This is a genomic window from Vibrio sp. 1874 (genome assembly GCF_033344395.1).
Lineage (GTDB): Bacteria > Pseudomonadota > Gammaproteobacteria > Enterobacterales > Vibrionaceae > Vibrio > Vibrio alginolyticus.
The window spans coordinates 195623-220600 of sequence record NZ_JAWPOR010000001.1 but is presented as its reverse complement, the minus strand read 5'-3'; the positions used below and the strand labels follow the sequence as shown (position 1 = coordinate 220600).

Genomic DNA, 24978 nt, shown 5'->3' with positions numbered 1-24978 from the left:
AATGCTCTAGACACAGAAATCCCCTAGCCCATACACTCAGCACGTATGAGAAGGTTCAATGGCCTTAAATAAGGAGTATCACCATTAAAGCGAAAGTAACTTCGATCGACGTCGCGAAGATGCTCGGCGTCTCTCAATCGACGGTATCTAGAGCATTCAGCCCGACTGCGAGTATTAGCGAGAAGAAACGCAAAATGGTGATGGATGCCGCAGCTAAGCTCGGATACACACCGAATGCCATCGCCCGAGGTCTGATTTCGAATCGTTCAGGCTTAGTGGCGATTGCGTTAGATAGCGAATCAAACCCAATGTACGACATGCAATCTCGTGCTTTGGCTGTCGAAATTCAAAAGCGAGGCGGACAAGTTGTGCTTTGCCCTATCGACAAGGACGACCTCGATCTCGCCATTTCACGCGCCATTGAATACCAAGTGGACGGACTCGTTATCGCCACCAGCCGTTTAACCTCACGCGCGTTTGCCCAATGCGAAAAGTTTGGCGTTCATTTAAGCTTGATTAACCGCTACGCCGAGGGTATTAATGCCAATAGCTCTGGTATTGATAACCGATTGGCGGGCCAACAAGCAGCCGAGTATTTAACGCAGAAAGGCGCAAAACAGTGTGCTTATATCAGTGGCGATGCTGGCTCCATGACCAGTGAAGAGCGTTGGCTGGGTTTCTCTTCAAAATTGCAAGAACTCGGCTCCCCGTCACCAACCTTTATCCAAGCCAAGTACAGCTTTGAAGCAGGCTTAGAAGCGGCGAAAGCGATCTTGTCGCACACTAGCAAACCCGATGCAATTTTTTGTGCAAACGACATCCTCGCCATGGGTGTGATGGATGGCTTGCGACAAGCCGGAGCAAAGATCCCCCAAGACTTCTCTGTGATGGGTGTAGATAACATTCCGATGTCTGCATGGCCGAGCTATGATTTGACCACCATTGCTCAACCAGTCGACAAAATTGTTAAACGAGCGGTTGAAGACTTGATGAATCGAATCAACGGCAACCTGGATGCAACTGGCGAATACCTTTTCGAGCAAGGCACCTTGATCGAACGTAGTAGCACCATTTAATAAATCCATTTTTATTCATTCTTCATAAAACAAAATGCCTTGCTTTCGAGTAAGGCATTTTCTGTGATCACGATTAAATTTTCACCAATCGTTATTTAATACCTCATCAATTCATCAATCTTGTTATTGACTTGTTACTTTAATGTTTTATTTTGGATTCGTATGCAAAATGGATATGAATTGCTCAACTAATTTATAAAAACATAAAAAGTTGTGTGACTTGCCAACGAATGCCCATGGCATGTCATACCAGAAACAAGGAAGAACGATGAAGAAAGCAATCCTTACTTCACTTACCGCACTGGGGCTTGCATTTAGCAGTATGAATACGTTTGCAACCAGTGTTATTCGTCTTGCTCATGACAGTCAAGAAACCTCTCCCGTACACAAAGCAATGCTCTATTTCGAACAAGAAGTGGAAGCTCGCTCAAACGGTGAGATAGAAGTTGAAATCTATCCGGCAAGACAACTAGGCGATGTGCGTGAGACGACTGAACTCGTACAGCAAGGCAACTTACAAATGACGTTTGGTGCGTCAGTTTTACTCTCTCCCTACGTCCCAGAGTTTAACGTGCTCGACGTGTTCTACCTTTTTGATAGCGAAGAGCAAGCACACAAAGCGCTCGACAGTGAGAAGATCGGACAACCATTGTTGAATGCTATGGAATCAAAAGGCTTTCATGGACTTGGCTTTATGGAGGTCGGCTTTCGTAGCGTGACCAACAACAAACAGCCAGTTGATAGTATTGAGGACCTGAAAGGGCTAAAGATTCGCTCGGCATCTAACCCCACTCAAATAAGCGCGTGGAAATCTATTGGTACTGCGCCAACACCTCTGTCTTGGGGAGAAATTTTCACCTCGTTACAACAAGGCCTGATTAACGCTCAAGAAAGTGCTATCTACTCTATTTATGCCGAACGTTTTTACGAGGCACAAAAGTATCTCTCTTTAACTAACCATATATACACCAACTACGTGTTGTTCATGAACAAATCGTTTTGGGATTCACTGCCGGCCGCACAACAAGCGCTGATCAGTGAAGTAAGCAAAGAAACCATCGCAAAACAGCGTGAGCTCGCCGCGCAGCAAAACCGAGAAGTAATCAAAGAGCTCGAAGCAAAAGGCATGACGGTTAACATCGTCCCAGACGAGGTACGCAGCATCATGAAAGAGAAAATGAATGCGGCCGTGTACCAGGACTTGCGCAGTAAAACGGGTAAAGACTTGTTTGACAACGTGATGGCCGAGATAGAACGCCTATAACTCCCACTCTTTTGCACGATCTGGCAACAGGTCGTGCTTTCTCGTTTTGGAGGTGAACATGAAGTGGTTTCGCTTACTAGACAAATACCTAGAACCAACCCTTATCGTTATCGCGATCTCAACGATGACAACTTTACTGTGCTTGCAAATCGCCCTACGCCTGTTCGATGCAACGATCGCGTGGGCTGAAGAGCTGGCTCGTTATTTATTCGTATGGGCGATGTACCTGAGCATCAGCTACTGTATCCGAGATGATCGACACATCCGCATTCGTGTGTTCATCGATAAACTTCCGGGCAATTGGACGCAATTCAGTTTGATTGTCTCTGATCTTATCTACCTTGCCTTTAGTGCAACTGTCGCCTGGTTTGGATTTAAGGTTATAAACCGCAGCCTGCAACTCGGTCAGATTGCACCCGCAATGGAAATTCCTATTGCGTGTTTGTATGCCTCTGTTTTAGTTTGCGCACTATTAAGCTGCGCGCGCCTAGTGACAAGCATTTATCAACGTGTGAACGCGTGCTCCACCAGCAATGAACGAGTTCGCTTTTCTCGCCAACGCTATCGCCATATCAAAGCAAAGTATCGTACTTCTAACCGACTATTGGAGTTTAACGCATGACGTCTGCACTTTTGTTTGGCAGCTTTGGTCTGCTTCTGCTCATTGGCGTTCCGGTCGGTATTGCTCTGGCGGCAGCCAGTATGGTCGCGATATTAAGCCTGCCATTCCTTAACATCGAGTTTTTAGTACAAGGCTTGGTGACAGGGCTCGACTCCTTCCCTCTCCTCGCCGTCGTTCTTTTTACCTTAGCAGGTAACCTTATGAGCCAATGAGGGATCTCAAAACGATTATTGCATGTGGCGGAGGTCTTCTTTGGCCACTTTACTGGCGGGCTTGGTATCGTCGCCATTGTGGCGTGCATGTTCTTCGCTTCCATCTCTGGTACGGGGTCTGCCACTGTTGCCGCTATCGGCCTGACGATGATTCCCTCGATGGTGAAGAAAGGCTACGACCGCAGCTTTGCCGGTGCCTTGATAGCCTCTTCCGGCGGAATTGGCGTCATTATTCCACCCTCTGTGGTGATGATCGTCTACGCGATCACTGCTGAAGTCTCCGTCACTAAGATGTTCATGGCGGGAATCATTCCTGGCTTGGTCGTCGGTATGGTATTGATCGGCTACTGTCTAATTGTCTCAAAAATGCGGGGCTACACCGGTAACGAGCACAGAGCGACTTGGGCAGAGCGTCTTGATGCGTTAAAAGAAGCCAGTTGGGCAATGCTACTACCCGTTATCATTCTCGGTGGCATCTATTCCGGAATCTTCACGCCTACCGAATCAGCCGCCATTGGTGTGCTCTATGGCTTGTTCTTTGGCATGTTTGTTTATAAAGAGCTCAAACCAGCGCAAGTTGTGAAAATCATTCTAGAGTCGTCACTGTTAGTTGGCGCTGTGCTCGTCATTGTGGGTGCGTCCGTGACGTTTGGCCGCATATTGACCCTAGAACGTCTGCCGACTGAAATTGCTCAGTTCATTCTATCGATTACCGAAAACAAACTTCTGATACTGCTTTGCATCAATGTCCTGTTGTTGCTCGTCGGTACCTTTATGGAAACGCTGGCAGCGATTGTTATTCTCACACCAATTCTGTTACCCATTACGTCAGCACTCGGCATGGACCCCGTTCATTTTGGTATCGTGATGATCGTGAACTTAGCCATTGGCTTTGTTACGCCTCCTCTGGGTGCTAACCTGTTTATGGCAAGTCAGGTAGGAAAAGTACCGATAGAGTCGCTCTCTAAAGCCATCATGGGTTGGATTGGTGCAATGATAGTGGCCTTGATGTTGATTACCTTCATCCCTGCCATCTCGCTATCATTACCTGCGCTTTTATCCTGATCGTTGCACTCATAGAGCGCTTATGACTGTTATAGCCACTAGATAAACACCTTTCTAGTGGCTTATTCGTTATCTACTTCCGATTTAATAAAAAAGCCTTTAAGCATTCGTATGCAAAAGGAAAATTTGAAAGATATAAGGATAATTGACACCAAAATAGCTGAATATTAGCGATAAAGTCTATTTGGGTGCCTTGATCTGCATGATTATCAGTTTTGGCTTAATCATTTGTTTCCATTCAAACAGATAAAAATAAATTAAGCGATTAAAAAACAATAAGATATTAGGAAATTCATACAAAAAACTTTGACCTCCTTTCTTATTAACACGTCTCGATAAGAGATAGCTTCCATCTCTCCTGTACTTTTTTAGTTTATTTTCCGCTCAATTGTTAAAAACCTGATCATCAGCACGCTATTTAAACAATCGAAAAACAATCCGTTGACAAAATGGCAACATGATATATTTTGAATACGTAATCAAAACATAATTATTCAATTACGGAGGTGATTTATGGCCATGGTTGGCTTCGATGAAAAGTGGCGTGATTTTCCCGACTACATTCTTGGTATCACAAAAGAGATTTGGGAAGACCGAGGTTTAAACACCTTAGAACACTACTACTCTCCCGACATTGTTGTGCGTACTCCACTCTCTATCGTTCAAGGAAACGAAGGGGTGATCAGTGCAACAATGGCGACACTGGCCGAGTTTCCCGATCGCACGCTATATGGCGAAGACGTCATTTGGTCAGGCTCCCCGGAACAAGGCATGCTTTCTTCTCATCGAATCATCTCTACTGCAACACACAGTGGCAACGGCTTCTATGGGCAAGCCTCGAACCGCAAACTTCGTTTCCGTATCATCGCGGATTGCCACGCCATCAATAACCAAATCAATGACGAATGGTTGGTTCGCGATCAAGCCGATATCGCGAAACAACTGGGCATGACGTCAGAAGCATTTGCACGCCAACAAATCGAATTTGAAGGTGGCGTGGAATCAAGCCCATTTCCGTTCACACCTGAAGTCGACATTCCTGGACCTTATTTGGGCGTAGGCAACGACAACGAATATGGTCAGCGATACGAAGCAATTCTCAGAAGCCTTATGAATGCCGAGTTCTCTATAGTACCGAAAGAGTACGACCGCGCTTGTATCGGCGAATACACTGGCGGTCAAAATGCCCTATCACACTCGGAAGTCGATCATTTTTGGATGGCACTTCGTGCGTCTTTCCCAAATGCTCAATTTACCGTTCACCATCGTATTGGCCGGGATGACGACATGATGTCACCACGCGCTGCAATTCGATGGTCTTTGCACGGTAAGCATGAGGGGTATGGGATGTTTGGTAAGCCTTCTGGGAAAGAGGTTTACATCATGGGGATCAGCCACGCTGAGTTTGGTCCTTGGGGTCTTCGTCGCGAATTCACTTTGTTTGACGAGACCGCAATCTGGAAGCAAATCCTGCTACAGCAAGGCTAACGGCTGACTAAACACTATTTATTAAAATCACAGACAGTAAGGAAGCAACATGTCACTCAACATCATCGAACAGTTCTACCAGAACTACTTCAAAGCCGCAGACATCGAGCAAAAACAGGCCGCTCTGCAAACTTTGAACCCTGACGTAAAATGGTGCGTGGCGCACCCTGTGAACGATCTTAATGGCCCAGATGCAACCCACGAATCTTTCCTCTCACCACTTGTGAATGCTTTGCCTGATGCCGAGCGCCGACCAATGATCGTAATGCACGGCGAATACGAAGGCCGCACTTGGTACAACTCTACCGGCTACTTTATCGGTACATTTGAACAATCACTGTTTGGCATCCCAGCAACAGGGAAAATACTCTACTTGCGTTACACCGAAATGGTGTGTGTGGAGAACGACCAAATCACCGAATCTTACATGATCCCAGACTTCATCGACGCGATGAATCAAGCAGGCTGCAACCCTCTTCGTAAAAGCTTAGGTCACGATGGCTTGGTTCCTTCTCCTGCAACTTCTGACGGTATTCAACAATCTGTTGTGTCTTTGGAAGAAAGTGAAAAGAGCGCCCAGCTGGTTGAAGATATGCTGTCTTGCTTGGGTCGTTTTGATGGCAAAGATCTTTTCTCGATGGATTTAGAAAACTACTGGCACAATGACTTCATGTGGTACGGCCCTGCTGGTATTGGTACTACGCGCGGTATCAAAGGTTTCCGTAACCACCATCAAGCGCCATTTGTATTTGCCTTCCCTGACCGAAGTGTCGATATTGAGGTCAATTTTTTGGCCAGAAATGACTACGTATCCACAGGTGGTTGGCCACATATGCATGGTACTCACACTGGTCACAGTGGCTGGCTCGGTCTTGCCCCAACCGGAAAACACATCGAACTTCGCGTTATGGACATTTGGCGACGCGAAGGCGATTTACTGAAGGAAAACTGGGTGGCGATCGACATCGTTCATATCCTGCTGCAACTTGGCTATGACGTGTTTGCACAAATGAAAGAACAGTTAGAAGGACCTAATTATGCATGAGTTTGGCGCACTTAACTGGAGCATCCTTGGTGGATACATAGCCCTAACGCTAGTATTGGGTGCGGTGATTGGTAAGCGAGTAACTTCAGCTAGCCAATTCGCTTTGGGTGATAAGAGCATCCCTTGGTGGGCGATCGGTATTTCTGTCGTTTGTACTTACGTGAGTGCCATGTCTTTCCTTGGCGGGCCAGCTTGGTCTTACAAAGAAGGTCTGTCGGTTATCGCGATTCACCTCAATTACCCGCTCGTTATCTTCTTCATTGTGGCTGTGTTTATGCCGTTTTTCTACAACAACGGTTTAACCTCTATCTACGAGTATCAAGAACGACGCTTCGGTAAAGCTTCACGACTGACTTTGTCGTTTATCTTCCTTATCAAACAAGCATTGAGCTCGGCAGCTGTACTCTACGCGACAGCAATGATTTTAGAGTTCATTACTGGTATCGACGTGATGTACTGCATCATGATAGTCACTGCAATCGCCCTTATCTACACCGTAATGGGCGGTATCGCGGCCGTCATTTGGACCGATGTGATTCAAGCAGTGATCTTGTTTATTGGCGCGTTCATCATCATCGAAGCCGTTTGGAATGGCATGCCTGCTCCAATGACGGAGGTCATGGCAGAACTCAAAGCAAAAGGAATGACCGATGCCCTACAGACAAGTTTTAACCTAAGCCAAGTAACGACGGTATGGGCTGGCGTTATCGCAATGACGATGTTCCACACCACCGTGTATGGCGGTAACCAGATGATGGTACAACGTTGTATGGCCGCTAAAAGCATGGGCGATGCGAAAAAGGCAATGCTGATGATGGGCTACGTGGCCTTCTTTATTTACTTTGTCTTTATCTTGCTTGGCGTACTGTTCAACGCTTATTACGACGGTAAAGAGTTTGAAAACGGCAACACCATCATTCTTCATTATGCTAGTGAATATGGAATGCCAGGCTTGATGGGCATCATTGCCGCTGCGATTCTGGCGGCAAGTATGTCGAGTCTCGATTCCGCCTTTAACTCAATGGCGACCGTTTCTGTGGCTGACTTTTACAAACGCTTCTACAAGCAAAACGAGTCGGAAGAGCACTACTTAAAGGTATCGCGTTTCTTCACGGTGGCGTGGGCGATTTTGGTCATCATTCCAGCGATCATGTTTGCCACCAGCACAGGCTCGGTACTGGAAGTGCTGAGTAAGGCAGGCTCTTACTTTGTCGGTGCGAGCTTCTGTATGTTCGTCCTTGGTTTCTACTCAAAACACATTACGGAAAAAGGCTTGTTAATTGGCGTTGCTGCTAGCTTCTTGGTGATTTGGTATGTAGCCGTTGCGACCGATATTGCGTGGCCTTGGTATTGCGTGATTGGAGTCCTTGTGAATGCCGTTGTCGCTTACATTGCTAGCCTTCTCCTGACGGGTAAACAAGATGAAATGCATCTTTACACAGTGAAAGGCCAGCAAGCGGAATATGCTCGTCTAAATAAACCAATCAAGGAAGATGGTTGGTATGTCGTTCCCGGCAAAATCGATGCTCCATGTTATGGCTTACTAGTGATGTTTGTATTCTCGATCGTGATGCTTTGGGGGATAAACGCGTTTACCGACAACGCTCCTATGCTGATTAACTTTATGCGTGGCTGCTCTATTCTTGTCGCTACCGCTTGCATCGGATACATGGGGTATTCACTCATCTCCCCGAAACGTAAAGTTGCAGTCAAACAAGCAAATTAATCTTCTTTACGTAGATACTGTACGTCCAACAAACGGACAGTATCTACGCACTAGATCTAGTGCTAGCTCAAAGCAAACCAAATGGGTTAACCCACATTTTGCTTTTTAATACTCCAAAGTCATTATTCTACTTAGGATACCCCGTCAGAACATTTATGAATACGTACCTATTTATGCTAGTCTTATGACCTCAATTACTGGCAACTAAGTTTTATTCATGAAATCAATTAAACACGTAGTCACATCAAAAGATGTGGCAAAGATGGCAGGCGTCTCTCAATCTACTGTATCGCGCGTGTTTGTTCCGGGTAGCTCAGTATCCGAAAAGACCAAGCAAAAAGTCTTTGAAGCGGCTAAAGCCCTTAACTACCGCCCTAACGCCTTTGCACGTAGCCTGACCACAAACGAATCGAAATTGATAGGTTTGGTGTTTCCTGATGCGGATTACCCTATCCATATGAAAACACTGCAATTAATTTCCAGTGAGTTACAGAAAAAAGGTTATTCTGCCGTATTGATTCCATGGCAAGTGGATGAAGAAGAGGGCCACTCAATCCCAAATATCTTCCAGTATCGCGTCGATGGTGTCATTGCTGCTTCCGCAACCTTCAATAAGTCCCTTTATGAAGAATGTGAAGAGTTTAATATCCCAATTGTTCAATACGCACGAGTTGTTGAAGGTACTAGGAGTAGCTACGTTATCAGTGACAACTACGAAGCAGGCCAACAAGCTGCGCAACTTCTGCACAAAAGTGGCGTGAAGAACGCGGTTTATTTGACGGGAGAAGTGCCAACCTTTACGAATGACGAACGTCAAAGCGGCTTCTGCTCTGAATTTGAAGACCTAACCGGCAAGACGCCACGCATCATTGAAGCCAGCTATGACTACGCGAGCTCACTTGATAAAGTCCGTGCCATACTGGCAGACAAAAATCGGCCTGAAGCGGTGTTCTGTGCAACCGATAACCTTGCTATGGCGATCATGGATATCGCCCGTATAGAATGCGGGTTGAGCATTCCTCAGGACTTACAAGTCATTGGCTTTGATAATATTCCTCAGACAGAATGGTTAAGCTATCAATTAACCACATTCCGCCAGGATTTCCGTCGCCTCGCTCGCGAGTGCGTGAAGATCATTGTTGATCAAATTAATACGAAAAACGGAAGCCTAGTAAAAATGATGGTGCCAGTGAAGTTAATCGAGCGACAGACAACAAAAGCTTAAATAGCTATAGCCAGCCATTCGGTTGGCTTTTTTATGTGCCTCTGAATTCCAAACGGCTCATTTAGTGTTGTAAGCATTAATGGACCCATGTATATTTATGAGCTATTACACTATATGAACCAAAAGAAAAGAGGCTCATAATCCTTATGACCACGTATCTTTACACTCGCTATTCGCCAAAAAATCGAGCTTACCAAGAGCACCTTAATACTCTAAAAGCTTTTGCGCCCGAAGCTCAGCACTTTGAGGATAAGGTTCGTGGTTGCATGCCTCCAACCGAGAGAGAGGCATTCTTACGACTGCTCGATTCCGTCAGAGCTGGGGATACGATTGTGCTCTGGTGGCTGACCGCATTTGGTCGCGACTTTAGTCAAGCATTGAACACAATAAAAATGCTACTCGATAAAGGGGTAACATTGAAAACCGTATGTGAATCAATAACTTTTGAGCCAGATTCTGTTCAAACTCAAACACTACTCACAGTGTTATCTGGATATGGGAAAGTGCAGACTGAACATCGCCTGTTTGCCGCAGAGCAAGGGCGACAGGCCATTAAAGAGCAGCCAGAATTATGGAAACAGAAGTTTCGCGGCCGCCCCGCAAACAAAACCAAACACCAACAGATCGCAACGTTACTGCTAGAAGGCTACACATTGCAAAACGTGGCAGAGCAATGCAAAGTCAGTCTATCGACTGTGAAGCGGGTCAAAGCAAAGCTAAATGAAGTGGATGACGAAGGCGGCTTAAGATCACGACGCCAAAAAGGTTGTTTGAATGGAGACCAGTCATGAGTCGCCCAATCAACTTTCATACTATACTACTCGCCTGTCTTATTATTAGCGTTGGCCAGTTGAGCATGGGGCTAGTCATGCCCTCTTTGCCATGGATAGCAAAAGACTTTTCCATCTCCCTCGACCAAGCTCAACTACTTGTGAGTATTTATTTGCTCGGCTTTGGCCCCTCTCAATTTATCTACGGGCCAGTGTCAGATGCTTTAGGACGAAAAAGAGTATTACTTACCGGTTTACTCATCGCGATGTCTGGTCTGCTGATGATTATTTTCTTCAGTGACACGTTTACAGGGATGGTGATGGGGCGCTTTTTACAAGGGTTAGGTACAGGATGCTGCGCGGTACTCGCGAGAGCGTCGACTCGAGATAGATTTAGCGGGGATGAACTCCCAGTGGCAATGTCTTACATCGCCATGGCGGCTTCAATCACGCCACTTATTGCACCTGTAATTGGCGGCTTTATCAACTTCCACTTCGGTTGGAGTATGGTGTTTATTTCTCTGTTGGGCTATGTCTCGCTGGCCTGGGTAATCATCGCCTTTAAGTTCACAGAAACCATCGCAAAACGTTCTGTCATTCCGTCATCCCGAAAAATGTTGCTCCAATACAAGAGCTTACTTACATCTCGTTACTTTATGAGTTTCGCCAGTATCAGTTGGTTAAACTTCAGCTTAATGATTACGACAGTCTCTGTGATGCCATTTATCATGCAAGATCAAATTGGCATGACCTCCGCTCAATACGCGATGTGGGCGCTCATTCCCGCTTTGGGTATGTTATGTGGTACCACGATTTGTAACCGAGTAAGGCCAATTATTGGCAATAAAAAAATGCTGCTTTGCACCCCATTTCTTCACCTCGCTGCCGCAATATGGTTATTTTTCTGCCCTGTTGAGCCTCTATTTCTGATGCTAGGACAGCTATTAATGATCTTGGGTAATGGTATTGCCCTACCTTGTGCACAAGCGATGGTAATGCAACCTTATAAAAAGCAAGCAGGTGCCGCAGCGGCAATGTCTGGTGGTGGACAAATGGTCGTCTCCTCATTGGTCAGCTTAACTCTGGTGCAGCTTGGATTGAGTCAAGCATGGCATCTAGCGATCGTTATCGTAATATTTGCATCGCTTACCTTCACCAACATTCAACGTGGCTTCAGTGCAGAGCAACCTTCAGAACAATAACAAAAAACATACTATTGTCCTTATAGCTACAACAAATCGTATAAACTTAAATTTAGGAAAAGTTGGCGGATACTAACATGATGTTGTATTTAAGAATTGGCGCCTTAACACTCGCCACATTGATATCCGCTGGTACTGACGCGAGCGCCAACGAGAACTGGCAGTTCGAGCGTGACAAGAATGGAATCACAATTTACTCCCGAGAACATAGTGACGGTTTAGTTGAGATCCGTGCTCGGATGTTCACACCCACCAGCTATGGTGCATTTTTAACGCTACTGGAAGACAGTGACAATATCCCGAACTGGATTGACAATGCCAGTCATAGCCGGGTTTTAAATCAGATATCGGCCACCGAGAACATCGTTTACACCCAGTTTAAAGCACCATGGCCTGCCAAAAATCGGGATATGGTCACCTACTCAAAGTACTGGGTCGATGAGCTGGGATTCACGATAGAAATCAAAAGCGCACCTGACTCATATCTTGCTGAACAAAATGGTTATGTTCGAATTCGCTCGGTTGATGCGACTTGGGAGTTACAAAAACTCACAAACGATACAACACTCGTGGAATACAAGGCGTTTGCTGACCCCGGAGGTCTATTGCCAAACTGGCTGATCAACAAACTCTCAAAAGAAAGTGCATGGGCGACATTTAGTAATTTAAGAAAAGAGTTACCTGAATATCAACAATACTCTCATCCTCAAATAGATGAGTAAGCGTCGCTCTTCCCACTCGCTTTTTAATACGGTACATAATAACAAAAGGCGGCATATGCCGCCTTTTTCTACTCAATGTGTTACTGTTGTGCAACCGTTACAGGTTTAGTTGCACCACGGTAATCAAACTCAAAACCAATACCTTGGTCTGTCACGTCCATCGTCATACCACCAACAAGCTCGCCTTGTAAGCTTTTGACAACATCATCCGGAACCGGCTCCCCAGTGATTGACGACGCACTCTCTAGCACTTCCAAAATACGCTCTGAATCAAAATCAAAGCTGAACAAGCCATTTGGAGAAAGTGATTGCGCCATCACTTCTTTGCTTGCTTCCGCAGCACTATCACCACTGTAAAGAGTGAAATGGTTTTCGTTTAGACGAGCAAACACGTCCACCTTCATGCCAGTATGCATTTCTAATAGGTCACTGACATTAACAGGTTGGTTATCCGGTTGAATTTGCAATTGAGCAAGTTCAGGAACGAACATTTGCGCAGTTTGAATAAGCATCATTGGATCATTGGCAGAAAGAGACAACATACCATCTAGCTGGCTAAATACTTCACCATGCTGAGCATTAGTATCTACTTTGATATCAAACATTTGCAGGCTTAACCCTTTAAGGCCGTTAACCATGCCTGACCCCATGCTTACAGCGGCTGCTGGATTCTGGCCGCCCATCTCTTGCTGCATTTGTGTCAATAAAGAGCATTGATATTGAGGCTGGGTCAAGTCAGCCCAAATCTGACCAATCGATGGCGCTAGCGTATTAATGTCTAAACCAAGCGCCATACTAAAGAAACTCTTATCACTTTTAGACTCTGCCAATACACCACGAATCGACTTGAGCGCATCTAGAATCACTTTATTGTTGGACTCAACAACAAAAGAACCTTTAATGAACGCCTGATCGCCTTTCATCTTGTATTCTGCAAACGCGACGGACTGAGGCCAGTTTTCTGCAACTTGAGTAAGCTCAGTATGGCAGGCTGGTGAACGCATTTCCTCAATAGTTGGTTCAGGATCTATTGCATCCAACGTGCTGATTTGACGAGCAAACATATTGCCATCTTTCGTCGTCAAACCTTTAATCACTTCGCGATGATCAAAGTAACCAAAAGAGTTGTTGTTTTCACCGTATTTGGCTTGCAACGCCTCAAGGCGTCCACTGTCAGCAATATTTTGACTTGGTGCTTCAAGCCCTAATGCCATTTTAATCGGGTTTTGAACGCCCAGTTGCGGAACATCAACCGTTAACGTAAGCACGTTATCAACCACGGCTACAACCAAGCCAATACCGTCCTGCGGGTCAATTGAATCAGTCATCTCGTAACGACGATACTCGACGTCACCAAGCTTAACCAACTCATGCTTAGCGCCGCTCATCTGCTCTTCATGATCCAGTGTTTTCCATAACGCGGCAGGGTCTTCAATATCCACTTTGTACACCGGTACCATACCAATTGTGTACAACACAGGATTAATGTTTTCCCCGGTGCCCAAATAAGCTTTTAATGTTTCTGGCGACGCAGCACTCTCTAGGTATCCATCGAATAAGTTAACTGCAAACTGCTGTTGTGGAGACAGTGGTTCATCGGCAAAAAGTTCTGCAATCGAGCCTTGATTCGCCGTACCGAATGCGTTCATGTATTTATAATGGTTAAAAGGTTCTGTCTGATACGTCACCATAAGTGAATCTGCAGGAACTTGCGTTAACAGTGAGCCTGCATCACTCGCGGTAGTATTGTTTTGGTACAGGTAGCCAGCGCCCCCTGCTGCTGCGACCACTGCTGTAGCCAATAGTAGTTTTTTCACGACCAACTCCGTTGTCATAGTTATGTGTTCCTAAACGAAATGTAACGCTTAGGTTTAAAGCCAATGAATAGTGCTTTATATCAACCGCTATCATAAACAAGTTATCGATGTAATGAATGTCGGTTTGATAAATTATCCAACATTTATAAGGCAAACCGTGAAGTAAGTTGAATTGCGTGCGGATGCTATTGGCAATATTCACAATCCAATTTCTCGGATAACCGCCTTAAAAATCATAATATTCAGTTAAATGAAGCGATTTGGAGTAATTACGACCAAAATCAGCAGAATATTAAATCTTTATTGAGTCTTTTATCTAATATCTGAAAACGCCTCACGACCTGACACTTCTTTCCAATTTGCCTCTGGCGGTCCCTACTCGTTTTCCTTACATTCCTACTAACTCAGTGACGAGACGTATACCAAATACGAGCAATAGAAGACGATGAAAGACCAGTTGACGATCTCTATATCAACTATCAATGGCTCAAGACATTGGTACTTCAGTAAAAGGATGCAACGCAACATAAAAACGTTTTTCGTTTTTTTTGTTGTTGCTCTGGCCGCGACCGTAATCTTAATTCATCACTTGTACACTCGCGTTGATAATGCAGCGTTAAAACAAGCTGAATTGACAGAGCATTCACGCACCATGGGTGAAGAGCTCAGCACACTGAAAACACTTAAATCAGAGCTAGAAAATGACCTTTCAGAACGGGAAGAACGGGTACAACTTGTTTCGGAACGTTTGGGTGAATTAGAGAAAGTGCTTGGGGTTGGAGAACATACCTCGACAAATAACTTGGATGCTAGGCTCGATGCGGCGGCGATAACCTCAAACGTTCGCATGGTGTTATTAAACCAAATACCAAGTGGCTCTCCAGTCGGCAAGGTACGGCTATCTTCCGGATTCGGTAAGCGTATCCATCCGGTGACAAAAGTTGCCAAGATGCATCGTGGGCTCGATTTTGCCGTAAATATCGGCACCAAAATTTATGCCCCTGCCGATGGGGTAGTGGAAGTCACCCGCCGCAGTAATAAAGGCTCTGGTAACTTCCTCAGGCTGCAACATTCTTTCGGTTTTTCGAGTTCTTATTCGCACTTGAAAGCGTTCAAAGTAAAAAGTGGTCAGTTCGTCAAAAAAGGGCAGCTGATTGCAATTTCCGGCAACAGTGGGCTCTCTTCTGGCCCTCACCTGCATTACGAGGTGCGATTTGTTGGGCGAGCACTGAATCCGAAACCATTTGTCGATTGGAGCCTTAATGATTTCGAAGACATTTTTACTAAGGAGCGAAGAATACGATGGGAATCTTTAATCAAAACAGTGGAACAACGAGTAGCTCAGCAGCTTCAACTCTCATCGCCAAAGGCTGTTCTCTTAGCGGAGAACTCAAAGTAGAAAACGATGTCCAGATTGATGGCATCGTCGATGGTCAAATTAACGTGGAAGGCACTCTCGTTGTCGCAGAAAGCGGGCGAGTAAACGGTGAAATCTACGCTAAACAGCTGATCATTAACGGCATGATGGACGGAAACTGTCACGCAGAACACATTCAAGTGCTTGCCAAGGGACGCGTAAGCGGTAGGATCTGGAGCAATAACCTCAGCATTGAACCTGGTGGCAAATTCTTTGGTGAAGCAGCCGAATTACCTGAAAAGGAAGTGGTAACGTTAAAGGGTAAGGCTCAAGACAGTGCAAACACAAAAGAAAACAACACCAACAATGAAAAGCGACTTGCGCGTAAATCAGCATAAAACGCTCTGATTAAAGTGCTTAAAAAAGACGGCTTTCACGCCGTCTTTTTTATTACTATTGCCACGATTTTCGTCAGAAACTACGTGATTATTCGGCCGGATTTAAAACCATCACCGAGCGTTTTGCTTGTGGACCAAAAGCTGATTTTGCATGCGCTTTCACTTCATCTAACGTCACACTCTTAGCCACTTTCTCAACGTCAAGCAACACATCGACGCCGTAATCATGCACCAAATAACGAGTATATGCCCATGATCTCTGTGCTGGATTGTCATCCAATCCTTGCATCGCGACTGCCAGTTGTTTCGCGGCCGTATCCACTTCTTTTTGGGTAATATTTGACGCTAAACCATCAAACACTTTGCCCAGTTTACTCTCTAAAAGTGCCACCTCTTCGGGCTCGACTTGAGACTCCAAGAGCCAATCAGAGATGGGTTCGCGATCTTGTGTCATGGTGTAAATGCTCGGGCTGTAATCAAGGCTAGACTCTTCTCGCACAATATCCAAAACACGTGCATTACTAATACGTTGCAAAATATCTTCGATAACCGTGTCTCTTGCCGTACGTTGGTAATCGCTCGTATTAGTCAAACGCATTACATACAACGATGAAGGTTCATGCCCATCCGCAACCACAGTTCGCTCCGGTACTTCCGGGTTAAACGCAACGTGATAATCAATCGAACGACTCGGTTTCATTTCGATAGAGGCCACATACTTACGCAAAAGTGGTGTAATTTCTTCCGGCTCTACGTTTGCAACAATAACCATCTTAAAGCCATCATTGGTTTTGAAAAGTTGCTCATGCACCGCTAGTATCTGCTCGGAAGTCACTTGTTCAACATCATCACTGGACACTATACGATGACGACTCCCCGGCAAATAAGAATTGCCGTTTGCTTTTTGAATCAGTTTGCCCATCGGTGATTCAAAAAAAGCGCCGCTCTGCTGTTTAAACTCTTGCTTCGCTGCCGCCATCTGGCGCTCGTCGACTTTAATCTCCGTCGCTAGGTTGTATAGTCCATTCAAAGCATCAGTTAGGTGCGTATTTGGCGCCGTAATTTGCGCTCCGTGACTGGTCGCATCAAGCATCGCGCCAAGCGCAATGTTGTTTTTGCGTAAGTAGCTATCTAGCTCTGAACCAGAAAATGCCCCTAACCCACTGCGTATTGCCGTTGTTGCTGCGATTTCATAAGCGGCATACAACGTCGGATCAACAGCGGCTTTACCACCTTGGCTCGCATAGTAAATATACGCTCGACCACCCGCTTTAGTATCTTTTTGGAACCACACTTCGACACCGTTTGATAGCGTATAGACTTGAAAACCACCCGCTTCCTGACGCATGCTCGTGATGCTGCCTTCCTGGGTAGGCTTTAAGAATCCATCCACTTTGTCATACATCTCTAACGGTTTTTCGCCAGTTTGAAGATAGGCACTGTTTAGAGCGGCAAATACACCATTGAACTGTTCTGACGTTTCGCTTTTCCCCAAACCAATAAAAAAGCTTGGCTGCTGAGATAACAAAGCCGTCAATTGTGTGTTAATGCTCTCTAAATTCTCGTTGTTGATGAATTCTGCCAAACTCTGGGCATAATTCTCTTTTGATTGGCTGACACTGTCTTGTCCAATTTGAAAAACACGTGCTTCTGCGTAACTGTTTGGCTTACGCTGACTCCAATCTGAATCAATATTTGCAAGTTCACCTTGCCAATTTGACATAACGCTATCTAACTCGGATTGAGTCGCACCATAATCTCTCAACGACGCCAAGGTACGAATGAAAGTCTGGTGCATTTGTTCGCGGCGATCTGGTGCAAACGAAATCCCTGCCGACATCATACGCTGATAGTTAGAGTAATAGGGCTCTGCATAAGCGTATTGAAAAGGTTCAGCGGCATCACTGAGTACACGGATCAAACGCTGTTGAATGAGTTGTGTTGCGACTTCATCACGCCACACTTCATGTTGTTGCTCAATCGTCGTGCCGCCACTTAGACCACGCTCAATCACTAAATGAAGACTGGGTGATTCCATCGTGTTACTTGGCAAGATTCTGTTTTCGTTGTTCACTCGAATATCACGGCGCTTCTCTATTACCGTATCCGAGGTACTTTCCCAGTTCGAGAACTTGCTTTTGATAATCTTGGACAGTGAATCTACGTCGATATTACCAGTCACAATCAACTCGGCATTTTGTGGCTGGTACCATTTGTCGTAAAACGCCTTTAACTTACTCGAGGAAGCGTTTTGAATCGCTTCGCGAGTACCAATTGGGTCATGCTCACCATACATAGTGCCTTCAATCGAGGCTTGGTAAGCATGCATAGAAAAGGACTTATCATCCGGATTAGCACGTCGCCATTCCCCAAGAATCACCCCTTTTTCTTTCTCTACTTGCTCAGGAGCAAACTCAAGTCCGTTACCGATATCTCTCATCCACTTCAGGGCATCTTCTAGCTTCGTATTATTCGCAAGGTCAAGCTGGTAAGACGTTTGCTGATAACTGGTAAAAGCGTTGATATCAGCGCCAAAGCTACCACCAGATTGCTCGAAAAGTTTGACAACGTCGTTACCGGTAAAATGTTCACTACCATTAAACGCCATATGCTCAACAAAGTGAGCGTAACCCTTTTGAGAAGATGTTTCTTGGAATGAGCCGATATTCACCACCAAACGGACCGAGACTTCTTGGTCTTCTGTTGGATAAAGATGGTATTTCATACCGTTCGATAACTGGTCCACGTGCCAGTTGGCGTCAGGTTGAATCGGCGTCGACTGTTGTATCAGAGCACACCCTGACACTAATAACGCGGGGACTAACAATATACTGCGCATAACGATTGCCCATAACAATGATTAAGCTAATCAATATATATCCGGTGCTATAACCTTCACATTTTTAATGGATTATCAAATACGCAAATGTGATAAAGATCACCATTTGTTGAAATTAATTCTCATTTACAAAAATCGACAAATCCTTACTTTACAAATACATAAAAAATATCGTTCCAAATCCTTTTGCTTATTTGATGTAAAACTCAAATTCGCGACATGGAGTCAGTATTTATTTTGAGCAATAAAATATAATTATTGAACAGATTCGAATCTGACTTTCTGCTGCATATTCAACAGCGCAGAGAGCACTGATGAGAATAAAAACACAACAACTATTATTCAAAGATCTATTATTCGCTTTATGTTCAAAAATCTATCATTAAAAAACAAACTGGCAATCTCTGCCAGTGCCGCCATCATTCTCGGGGGAGTGCTGGTAGAGGGGCTGTCTTTTCGAGATTCATTAAACAGGCTCGATGTCGAAGTCGCACAGCGACTAGAAAGCACTAGCGCATCTTACAATCAATACGTAAAGGACTGGCTACTCTCTAAAGAGCGCGCACTGACTTCACTCTCTTCTGATTCAGAGAAACGTTCTCTGGTTACACATTTGAAACAAGTCCGAGACTCTGGCGCGTTCGATAACGTTTTCCTCGCTTACCCGGACGGGTCACAAGACAACGCTAATGGGGTGGTTTTGCCACCAGGTAATAACGATCCTCGTAAGTGGGGCTGGTACACCAATGCAATCGCCAACCCATCGAAAGTCTTTATGGATAACCCGACCGTTGCTGCTGCAACTGGTGCGAATGTGGTGTCGCTCGGTAAAGCCCTGCAATTGCATGGTCAAACCGTCGTTCTGGGTGCTGACGTAGAGATCGGTGATATCCTGAACAGTCTGAACCAAGTGATCCTACCGGGTGAAGGTTATATGTTTATTGCCAATGAACAGGGCAATATTTTCACTCATAACAACGGTAAACTGCTGAATCAACCGGTTAGCAAGCTAGGCCTCAACAACAACGACATTACGTCAGCTGCACGTTCAGGTACAGAGCGTCGCGTCTCTATTAACGGCACCGAATATGTGATTTACGCGCGCCACATAGAGGGTACCAAGCTCACAACAGTGACGGTGTTAGATCAAAACTCGTTGGTTGCCCCACTCTACGATGCTGTTTGGGATCAGATCATCGCAACCACCATCGTCGTCGTTATCTGTGTAGCTTTGTTTAATCTGCTATGTAGCATCTTGTTCCGTCCGCTCTACAACGTTTCGAATGCGCTCGCACAAATCGCAAACGGCAGCGGCGACCTAACTCAACGCATCAAAGTAGAAAACCGTGACGAAGTTGGTGAGCTGGCTGAAAACTTCAACCAGTTCGTTGAAAGTTTGCAGCAACTTATTGGTCACATTCGTCACCAAGCGGAAGAACTGAGCCAACAATCGGAGCTGAGCACGAATCGCGCGAATCAATCGGTTTCCGATCTGAACCATCAGCAACAAGAAATCACTATGGTGGCGACCGCTGTGACTGAAATGGCATCGGCAACGCAAGAGATTGCAGCACATGCAGAGCAGACGGCTAAAGCCGCTCAAGACTCTTCAGCAAGCACACAAAACGGTCATGAGTTGGTGATCAACTCCAAATCGTCCATCAATAATTTGTCTTCTGAAGTCAACCAAGCGAGCGTTGTCATCGGTGAGCTCAACCAGCACGCGCAAGACATCTCAACCGTGCTATCAACGATTCGAGACATCGCAGAGCAAACCAACTTACTGGCTCTGAATGCGGCGATTGAAGCGGCGCGTGCAGGTGAACAAGGTCGCGGTTTTGCCGTTGTTGCAGACGAGGTTCGCGTGCTATCACAACGCACACACACCTCAACCGAAGAGATTCGCTCGACGATCGAGACCTTGCAGCAAACCACACAACGCGCAGTGGCCATCATGGATACAAGCTCTCAGCTCGCGCAAGGTTCGGTGGAAGATGCTGATCGCGCAGCACTGGCTCTGGATGAAATCAACGCGGCCGTTGCGCTGATCAGCGATATGGCAACGCAAATCGCGACCGCCGCCGAAGAGCAAACGCACGTAACCAATGAAATCACGCAAAACGTCACGTCCATTAAAGATGTGACCGATCACTTGGTAGTTGGTGCCGAAGAATCGATGAATCAATCTGCTGAGCTGAAATCGCAAGCTGAGGATCTCAACTCGAAAGTAGCAACATTTAAACTGGCTTAAACGCCACATTAAGGACGCTCTTAAAAACAACAAACCCCGCTAGCGACTTTGTTACTAGCGGGGTTTGTTTTTATGGATCGACGTTTTTATTGCAGATAGCTTTCGAAAGACGTAAACCTACACCGCCACACACATCGGCGTGCCTGAGATTGGGTCGTTAAATACTCTCGCTTGTAAATCAAACACCGATGCCAACATACCCTCTGTCAGTACCTCTTGCGGTGTTCCCTGCGTGACTAACTGACCTTTTTCCAACACCACCAAATGATCGCAGTAACGGCACGCTTGGTTTAGATCGTGCAGCACTACGACCACTGTTTTGCCTTTGTCGTTCATCTGCCTCATGAGTTTCATCAGCTCAACTTGGTGAGAGAGATCCAAGTAAGTGGTTGGCTCATCAAGCATCACTACGTCGGTATCTTGCGCCATTACCATCGCAATCCACGCCCTTTGCCTTTGACCGCCAGACAGCGATTCAACTGGCTTGTCAGCAAACTCAATCACGCCAGTATCTTGCATTGCTTGCTCGACTAAGGTCTTGTCTTGTTGACTTAACCGGCCCCAATGAGAGAGATAAGGCGAGCGGCCATATTCGACCAGTTTTCTGACGGTAATACCTTCAGGACTGACAAGAATCTGCGGCAGCAAAGACAACGAACGCGCCAAGCGTTTATCACCGTAGCTGCTTAGTGGTTTGTCGTCATACAACACTTGGCCAGAAGCGGGTTTATTGATGCGTACCAAGGTTTTTAATAGTGTCGATTTACCGCAACCATTTGGACCAACTAGTGCGGTAATTTTACCTTGAGGAATCGACAAAGAGAGATCTGGAATGATGGTCTGTTTGCCGTACGCGACGGATAAGTTCTGCGTTCGTAACATGCTTACCAACCTCTATAACGATACAAAAGAAAAATGAAATATGGTGCGCCAATAACAGATGTCAGCACTCCCGCTGGTAGCTCAATTGGTGGCTGTAAGCCTCTCGCTAAACCATCGGCGCTAATCACCAACAAAGCGCCAAGGGTTGCAGCGGCTGGAATCAACAACTTGTGGTTGTGGCCAAACAGCAAACGCGCAAGATGCGGCGCAAGCAGGCCAACAAAGCTGATCGTGCCTGCCACAGACACACTGATACTCGCCAATAGCACGGCAGCAATCAACGCAAGAATTTGGATCTGTCTTGGTTTCGTGCCAAGTGTAGTGGCGCTTTCTTCTCCCAGTCCCATAACATCTAGCCGCCAAGCCAGCCAAAACGCCAATGGTAGTAGCAGCAATAGAGCACTCCAAATAAACGGCACTTGTTGCCAATTTCGTCCCCACAAACTGCCGGTTAGCCATACCATCGCCGTGTTGATTTCGATAGGGTGCACAATCAGAAGAAAATCGATACCGCTGGCTAAAAATGCGCTGACAGCAACACCAATCAGCGCCAAACGTGCTGGTGTTGGTTTCGACCAGTAAGCCAGCACAGCAATAAAGCCAGCAGCAAGCAAGCCTCCCGCCATGGCGACCATCGGCAACATTGCCACTGGCGCATTCGGATACAGCACCAAACAAGCGGTAGCGGCCAGTCCTGCTCCGGCGCTTATCCCCATTAAATCTGGTGAGGCAAGTGGATTACGGATGACGCCTTGAACTAAAACGCCTGACAGCCCCAACCCAGCGCCCACGCCAATGGCGAGCAACATTCTCGGTAATCGATATTGGTGAATCACAAAGTCCGAGTCAGAGAAAGAAAACAGTAATGCAAAAACCTGTTGAGCCGACATGTTCGCCGCACCAACAAACAGCGTGAGAGAAGACGCAATCAGCAACAATCCAACTAATGCAAACAGTTTGGTTTGATTCATCATGATGATTTCCTCATTGCAATCGCGATAAAGCATGGTGTGCCCAACAGCGCGGTAATCACGCCCACTGGCGTTTCAGCCGGAAAAGCAATCGCTCGTGATAAAGCATCTGACCACGTCACCAATGCCGCGCCACACAAGGCGGAAACCGGAATGAGAATGTGATAGTTGTGACCAACAATCGGGCGTACCAAGTGCGGCACTAACAACCCGACAAAGCCAATTGGCCCAGCAATCGCTACGCTAGTTCCTGCCAACAGCACAACCGCTAAACCACTGATAAATCGCGTAAGACGAATGTTACCACCTAGCCCAACAGCAACTTCGTCCCCCAACGCGAGTAAATTTAAGTTTCGCGCTAAGCCCATGGCGAGCACCAAACCTAAAGTCGCAAAAGGCCACAGTTGCTGCCACTGTTCAGAATCTACCGCGGAGAGTGAACCCGTTAACCAATGCAACACGCTGTAAGCCATGTCATCCGCCAAAATTACCGACGCACGAGTTAACCCTATCAGCAGTGCACTGATGGCAATGCCCGCTAGCACTAAACGCAATGGGTGAGAACGCGCGGAAAAAAAACCGCCCAACAACATGACCGCACCACCACTTAGTAGCGCGCCGAGTACTGCGTTGATGATTGGGTTCAATTGACTAAAGAATGGTACGCCGATGGACGCCAAGGCCATAAAACAAGCCGCACCAGCATTAATGCCGAGAATGGATGGCGACGCCAAAGGGTTACGAGTTAATCCTTGCATCAGCACTCCGGATACCGCAAGCGAAGCGCCAATTAATAACCCAGCATAGGCACGAGGCGCACGCAGCGTCGCGAGGATTTGATGCAGCATATTGCCCTCATCAAACGCAAACCAATAGCTTGTCAGATCATTAACGCTCAAAGAAAAGTTGGACCAGCCAATCATTGAGGCTGCATAGCCTGAGAGCGTACACAACGCCATAGCACAGACAAACAAGCTCGCTTTCCAATGCGATTTGCTAACCGAAGACGCGCTTTCCGAGCTTATCGCCGCACTCATGAGCGCTCCAATAACGCTTCAAGATTGCGGGCAATTTCTTCCGCAGCCAACATGCCGCGATTTAACGACCACAGTTCAGGAGAGACCTCAACAAGTTGCTGTTTTTTCGCAGCGGTTAGCAGCTTAAATAATGGGTTTTTGCGCCACTCATCCACAATATTTGGTTGAGAGTAAAGTCCAACTAACAACCAATCAGGGTTGGTTTTTAGTAAAAGTTCAAAACTGGTTGGGATATACGCTTTTTGCTCAGATGGAGCCAGCGGGCTTTGGATGCCCAGCGTACTCAAAACGCCCCCAGCGTAAGAAACCGGGCTATGCAGCCACATCCCTTTGTCAGAAACCACACCAAACTGAATGGTTTCTTGTGTTGCAAAATGCTGTTTGAACTCCGCCATTGTCTGTTTGTGCTGCTCAATTCGTTGTGTCATTTTCGCTTGTTTGCCAATTGCCACGCCGATTTTGTGTGCGGATTCGAGATTTTCTTGATATGTCTCACCACGGCTTTTTAACAGCAAAGTTGGCGCAATTCGCTGCAAATCTTGATAAATCGCGCGATGACGTTCTGCATCAGCAATGATCAAATCCGGCTTGAGCACCGCAATCGCCTCTAAACTCGGTTGCGAGCGCATGCCGACCGATTGCCAAGGACCAACCTTGGCACGAACAGCAGGAATGACTCGTGTGGCATCGTTGTCATCGGCGACGCCTACAGGTGAGACATCGACTGCCGCTAATGCATCGACAAACGAAAATTCTAAAACCACAATACGTTGAGGTATCGCTTCTAGCTCAAAAGTGCCTTGCTCATCTTGCACGCTGCGCGCCTGAGAAAATGCGCTAAATGACATCAAAGCTGAGCTCAACAGCATCAGCAAAACGGTTGAAAAGTGTTTGATCGTAAATTGTTTTTTATTTTTCATCTTGCTTTTTTCCAGTGCTAAGAGTTTTCCATTACCTAAGATCGGCAAAGTCGCCAAGGTAAATTGGCGACTTTTCTTTTCAAACTCGG

Annotated in this window: 19 protein-coding genes and 1 pseudogene; 14 read left to right on the top strand and 6 right to left on the bottom strand. The window is 46.1% G+C overall.

The features are described 5' to 3' along the window. Positions 1-119: 119 nt before the first annotated feature. The 11 genes and pseudogenes from R8N46_RS01025 (at position 120) to R8N46_RS00975 (ending at position 12417) form a co-directional block, all read left to right on the top strand. Positions 120-1076, top strand: a complete 957-nt coding sequence (locus R8N46_RS01025; RefSeq protein WP_025768661.1) for a LacI family DNA-binding transcriptional regulator — start codon at positions 120-122, stop codon at positions 1074-1076. Positions 1077-1344: 268 nt separating this feature from the next. After that, complete coding sequence (locus R8N46_RS01020) at positions 1345-2340, top strand: TRAP transporter substrate-binding protein (RefSeq protein ID WP_137282979.1); 996 nt, start codon at positions 1345-1347, stop codon at positions 2338-2340. A gap of 58 nt (positions 2341-2398) precedes the next feature. Then, positions 2399-2962 (top strand): TRAP transporter small permease, encoded by a 564-nt coding sequence (locus R8N46_RS01015; protein WP_025768663.1) that lies wholly within the window; start codon positions 2399-2401, stop codon positions 2960-2962. After that, positions 2959-4239: pseudogene (locus R8N46_RS01010) on the top strand (TRAP transporter large permease). Before R8N46_RS01015 ends, R8N46_RS01010 begins: the two are co-directional and overlap by 4 nt. A 513-nt stretch (positions 4240-4752) precedes the next feature. After that, positions 4753-5727, top strand: coding sequence for an ester cyclase (locus tag R8N46_RS01005; RefSeq protein WP_213972093.1), 975 nt, complete (start codon positions 4753-4755; stop codon positions 5725-5727). 49 nt (positions 5728-5776) lie between these two features. Then, entirely contained in the window at positions 5777-6772 is a 996-nt protein-coding gene (locus R8N46_RS01000; protein ID WP_213972092.1) for an ester cyclase, read from the top strand. Next, a complete protein-coding gene (locus tag R8N46_RS00995; protein ID WP_213972091.1) occupies positions 6765-8498 on the top strand; it encodes a sodium:solute symporter family transporter in 1734 nt (577 codons plus the stop codon). Before R8N46_RS01000 ends, R8N46_RS00995 begins: the two co-directional genes overlap by 8 nt. A 217-nt stretch (positions 8499-8715) precedes the next feature. Then, entirely contained in the window at positions 8716-9723 is a 1008-nt protein-coding gene (locus R8N46_RS00990; RefSeq protein WP_033906640.1) for a LacI family DNA-binding transcriptional regulator, read from the top strand. Between the two features lie 146 nt (positions 9724-9869). Then, positions 9870-10514, top strand: a complete 645-nt coding sequence (locus R8N46_RS00985) for a recombinase family protein (protein ID WP_213972089.1) — start codon at positions 9870-9872, stop codon at positions 10512-10514. Continuing rightward, entirely contained in the window at positions 10511-11695 is a 1185-nt protein-coding gene (locus R8N46_RS00980; RefSeq protein ID WP_115386853.1) for a multidrug effflux MFS transporter, read from the top strand. The genes R8N46_RS00985 and R8N46_RS00980 overlap by 4 nt, the downstream gene beginning before the upstream one ends. 77 nt (positions 11696-11772) lie before the next feature. Next, entirely contained in the window at positions 11773-12417 is a 645-nt protein-coding gene (locus R8N46_RS00975) for an START domain-containing protein (protein WP_115386854.1), read from the top strand. Between the two features lie 80 nt (positions 12418-12497). Here R8N46_RS00975 and R8N46_RS00970 read toward each other — a convergent pair whose 3' ends face one another. Next, positions 12498-14252, bottom strand: a complete 1755-nt coding sequence (locus tag R8N46_RS00970) for a hypothetical protein (protein WP_181881329.1) — start codon at positions 14250-14252, stop codon at positions 12498-12500. 427 nt (positions 14253-14679) lie between these two features. Here R8N46_RS00970 and R8N46_RS00965 point away from each other — a divergent pair, with 427 nt between their 5' ends. After that, positions 14680-15633, top strand: coding sequence for a M23 family metallopeptidase (locus R8N46_RS00965; RefSeq protein ID WP_053307982.1), 954 nt, complete (start codon positions 14680-14682; stop codon positions 15631-15633). Then, positions 15537-15989: a bactofilin family protein gene (locus tag R8N46_RS00960; RefSeq protein WP_080659230.1), complete on the top strand. Its 453-nt coding sequence runs from the start codon at positions 15537-15539 to the stop codon at positions 15987-15989. Before R8N46_RS00965 ends, R8N46_RS00960 begins: the two co-directional genes overlap by 97 nt. An 88-nt stretch (positions 15990-16077) precedes the next feature. Here the strand turns inward: R8N46_RS00960 and R8N46_RS00955 are convergent, their stop codons facing one another. Then, on the bottom strand, positions 16078-18828 hold the full coding sequence (locus tag R8N46_RS00955; RefSeq protein ID WP_213910561.1) for a M16 family metallopeptidase: 2751 nt from the start codon (positions 18826-18828) through the stop codon (positions 16078-16080). Between the two features lie 364 nt (positions 18829-19192). Between R8N46_RS00955 and R8N46_RS00950 the strand changes: the two genes are divergently transcribed. After that, a complete protein-coding gene (locus R8N46_RS00950; RefSeq protein WP_042522218.1) occupies positions 19193-21079 on the top strand; it encodes a methyl-accepting chemotaxis protein in 1887 nt (628 codons plus the stop codon). A gap of 117 nt (positions 21080-21196) precedes the next feature. Here the strand turns inward: R8N46_RS00950 and fecE are convergent, their stop codons facing one another. The 4 genes from fecE to R8N46_RS00930 all read right to left on the bottom strand — a co-directional run bounded on the left by fecE (position 21197) and on the right by R8N46_RS00930 (position 24889). Beyond that, positions 21197-21961: a Fe(3+) dicitrate ABC transporter ATP-binding protein FecE gene (gene fecE, locus R8N46_RS00945; RefSeq protein WP_054575393.1), complete on the bottom strand. Its 765-nt coding sequence runs from the start codon at positions 21959-21961 to the stop codon at positions 21197-21199. A gap of 2 nt (positions 21962-21963) precedes the next feature. After that, positions 21964-22935, bottom strand: coding sequence for a FecCD family ABC transporter permease (locus tag R8N46_RS00940; protein WP_213910562.1), 972 nt, complete (start codon positions 22933-22935; stop codon positions 21964-21966). After that, on the bottom strand, positions 22932-23891 hold the full coding sequence (locus R8N46_RS00935) for a FecCD family ABC transporter permease (RefSeq protein ID WP_370687806.1): 960 nt from the start codon (positions 23889-23891) through the stop codon (positions 22932-22934). Before R8N46_RS00935 ends, R8N46_RS00940 begins: the two co-directional genes overlap by 4 nt. 74 nt (positions 23892-23965) lie before the next feature. Then, positions 23966-24889, bottom strand: coding sequence for a Fe(3+) dicitrate ABC transporter substrate-binding protein FecB (locus tag R8N46_RS00930; protein WP_042522223.1), 924 nt, complete (start codon positions 24887-24889; stop codon positions 23966-23968). Between the last annotated feature and the right edge of the window lie 89 nt (positions 24890-24978).

What these genes read in the sequence shown, in the direction of transcription:
- R8N46_RS01005 (WP_213972093.1), top strand. Translation starts at nt 4,753, where the DNA reads ATGGCCATGGTTGGCTTCGATGAAAAGTGGCGTGATTTTCCCGACTAC.
- R8N46_RS00990 (WP_033906640.1), top strand. Translation starts at nt 8,716, where the DNA reads ATGAAATCAATTAAACACGTAGTCACATCAAAAGATGTGGCAAAGATG.
- R8N46_RS00955 (WP_213910561.1), bottom strand. Translation starts at nt 18,828, where the DNA reads ATGCGCAGTATATTGTTAGTCCCCGCGTTATTAGTGTCAGGGTGTGCT.
- fecE (WP_054575393.1), bottom strand. Translation starts at nt 21,961, where the DNA reads ATGTTACGAACGCAGAACTTATCCGTCGCGTACGGCAAACAGACCATC.
- R8N46_RS00985 (WP_213972089.1), top strand. Translation starts at nt 9,870, where the DNA reads ATGACCACGTATCTTTACACTCGCTATTCGCCAAAAAATCGAGCTTAC.
- R8N46_RS00995 (WP_213972091.1), top strand. Translation starts at nt 6,765, where the DNA reads ATGCATGAGTTTGGCGCACTTAACTGGAGCATCCTTGGTGGATACATA.
- R8N46_RS01025 (WP_025768661.1), top strand. Translation starts at nt 120, where the DNA reads ATGCTCGGCGTCTCTCAATCGACGGTATCTAGAGCATTCAGCCCGACT.
- R8N46_RS00930 (WP_042522223.1), bottom strand. Translation starts at nt 24,889, where the DNA reads ATGAAAAATAAAAAACAATTTACGATCAAACACTTTTCAACCGTTTTG.
- R8N46_RS01015 (WP_025768663.1), top strand. Translation starts at nt 2,399, where the DNA reads ATGAAGTGGTTTCGCTTACTAGACAAATACCTAGAACCAACCCTTATC.
- R8N46_RS00975 (WP_115386854.1), top strand. Translation starts at nt 11,773, where the DNA reads ATGATGTTGTATTTAAGAATTGGCGCCTTAACACTCGCCACATTGATA.
- R8N46_RS00950 (WP_042522218.1), top strand. Translation starts at nt 19,193, where the DNA reads ATGTTCAAAAATCTATCATTAAAAAACAAACTGGCAATCTCTGCCAGT.
- R8N46_RS00940 (WP_213910562.1), bottom strand. Translation starts at nt 22,935, where the DNA reads ATGATGAATCAAACCAAACTGTTTGCATTAGTTGGATTGTTGCTGATT.
- R8N46_RS00970 (WP_181881329.1), bottom strand. Translation starts at nt 14,252, where the DNA reads ATGACAACGGAGTTGGTCGTGAAAAAACTACTATTGGCTACAGCAGTG.
- R8N46_RS00965 (WP_053307982.1), top strand. Translation starts at nt 14,680, where the DNA reads ATGAAAGACCAGTTGACGATCTCTATATCAACTATCAATGGCTCAAGA.
- R8N46_RS00935 (WP_370687806.1), bottom strand. Translation starts at nt 23,891, where the DNA reads ATGGCGTTGTGTACGCTCTCAGGCTATGCAGCCTCAATGATTGGCTGG.
- R8N46_RS00980 (WP_115386853.1), top strand. Translation starts at nt 10,511, where the DNA reads ATGAGTCGCCCAATCAACTTTCATACTATACTACTCGCCTGTCTTATT.
- R8N46_RS01000 (WP_213972092.1), top strand. Translation starts at nt 5,777, where the DNA reads ATGTCACTCAACATCATCGAACAGTTCTACCAGAACTACTTCAAAGCC.
- R8N46_RS01020 (WP_137282979.1), top strand. Translation starts at nt 1,345, where the DNA reads ATGAAGAAAGCAATCCTTACTTCACTTACCGCACTGGGGCTTGCATTT.
- R8N46_RS00960 (WP_080659230.1), top strand. Translation starts at nt 15,537, where the DNA reads ATGGGAATCTTTAATCAAAACAGTGGAACAACGAGTAGCTCAGCAGCT.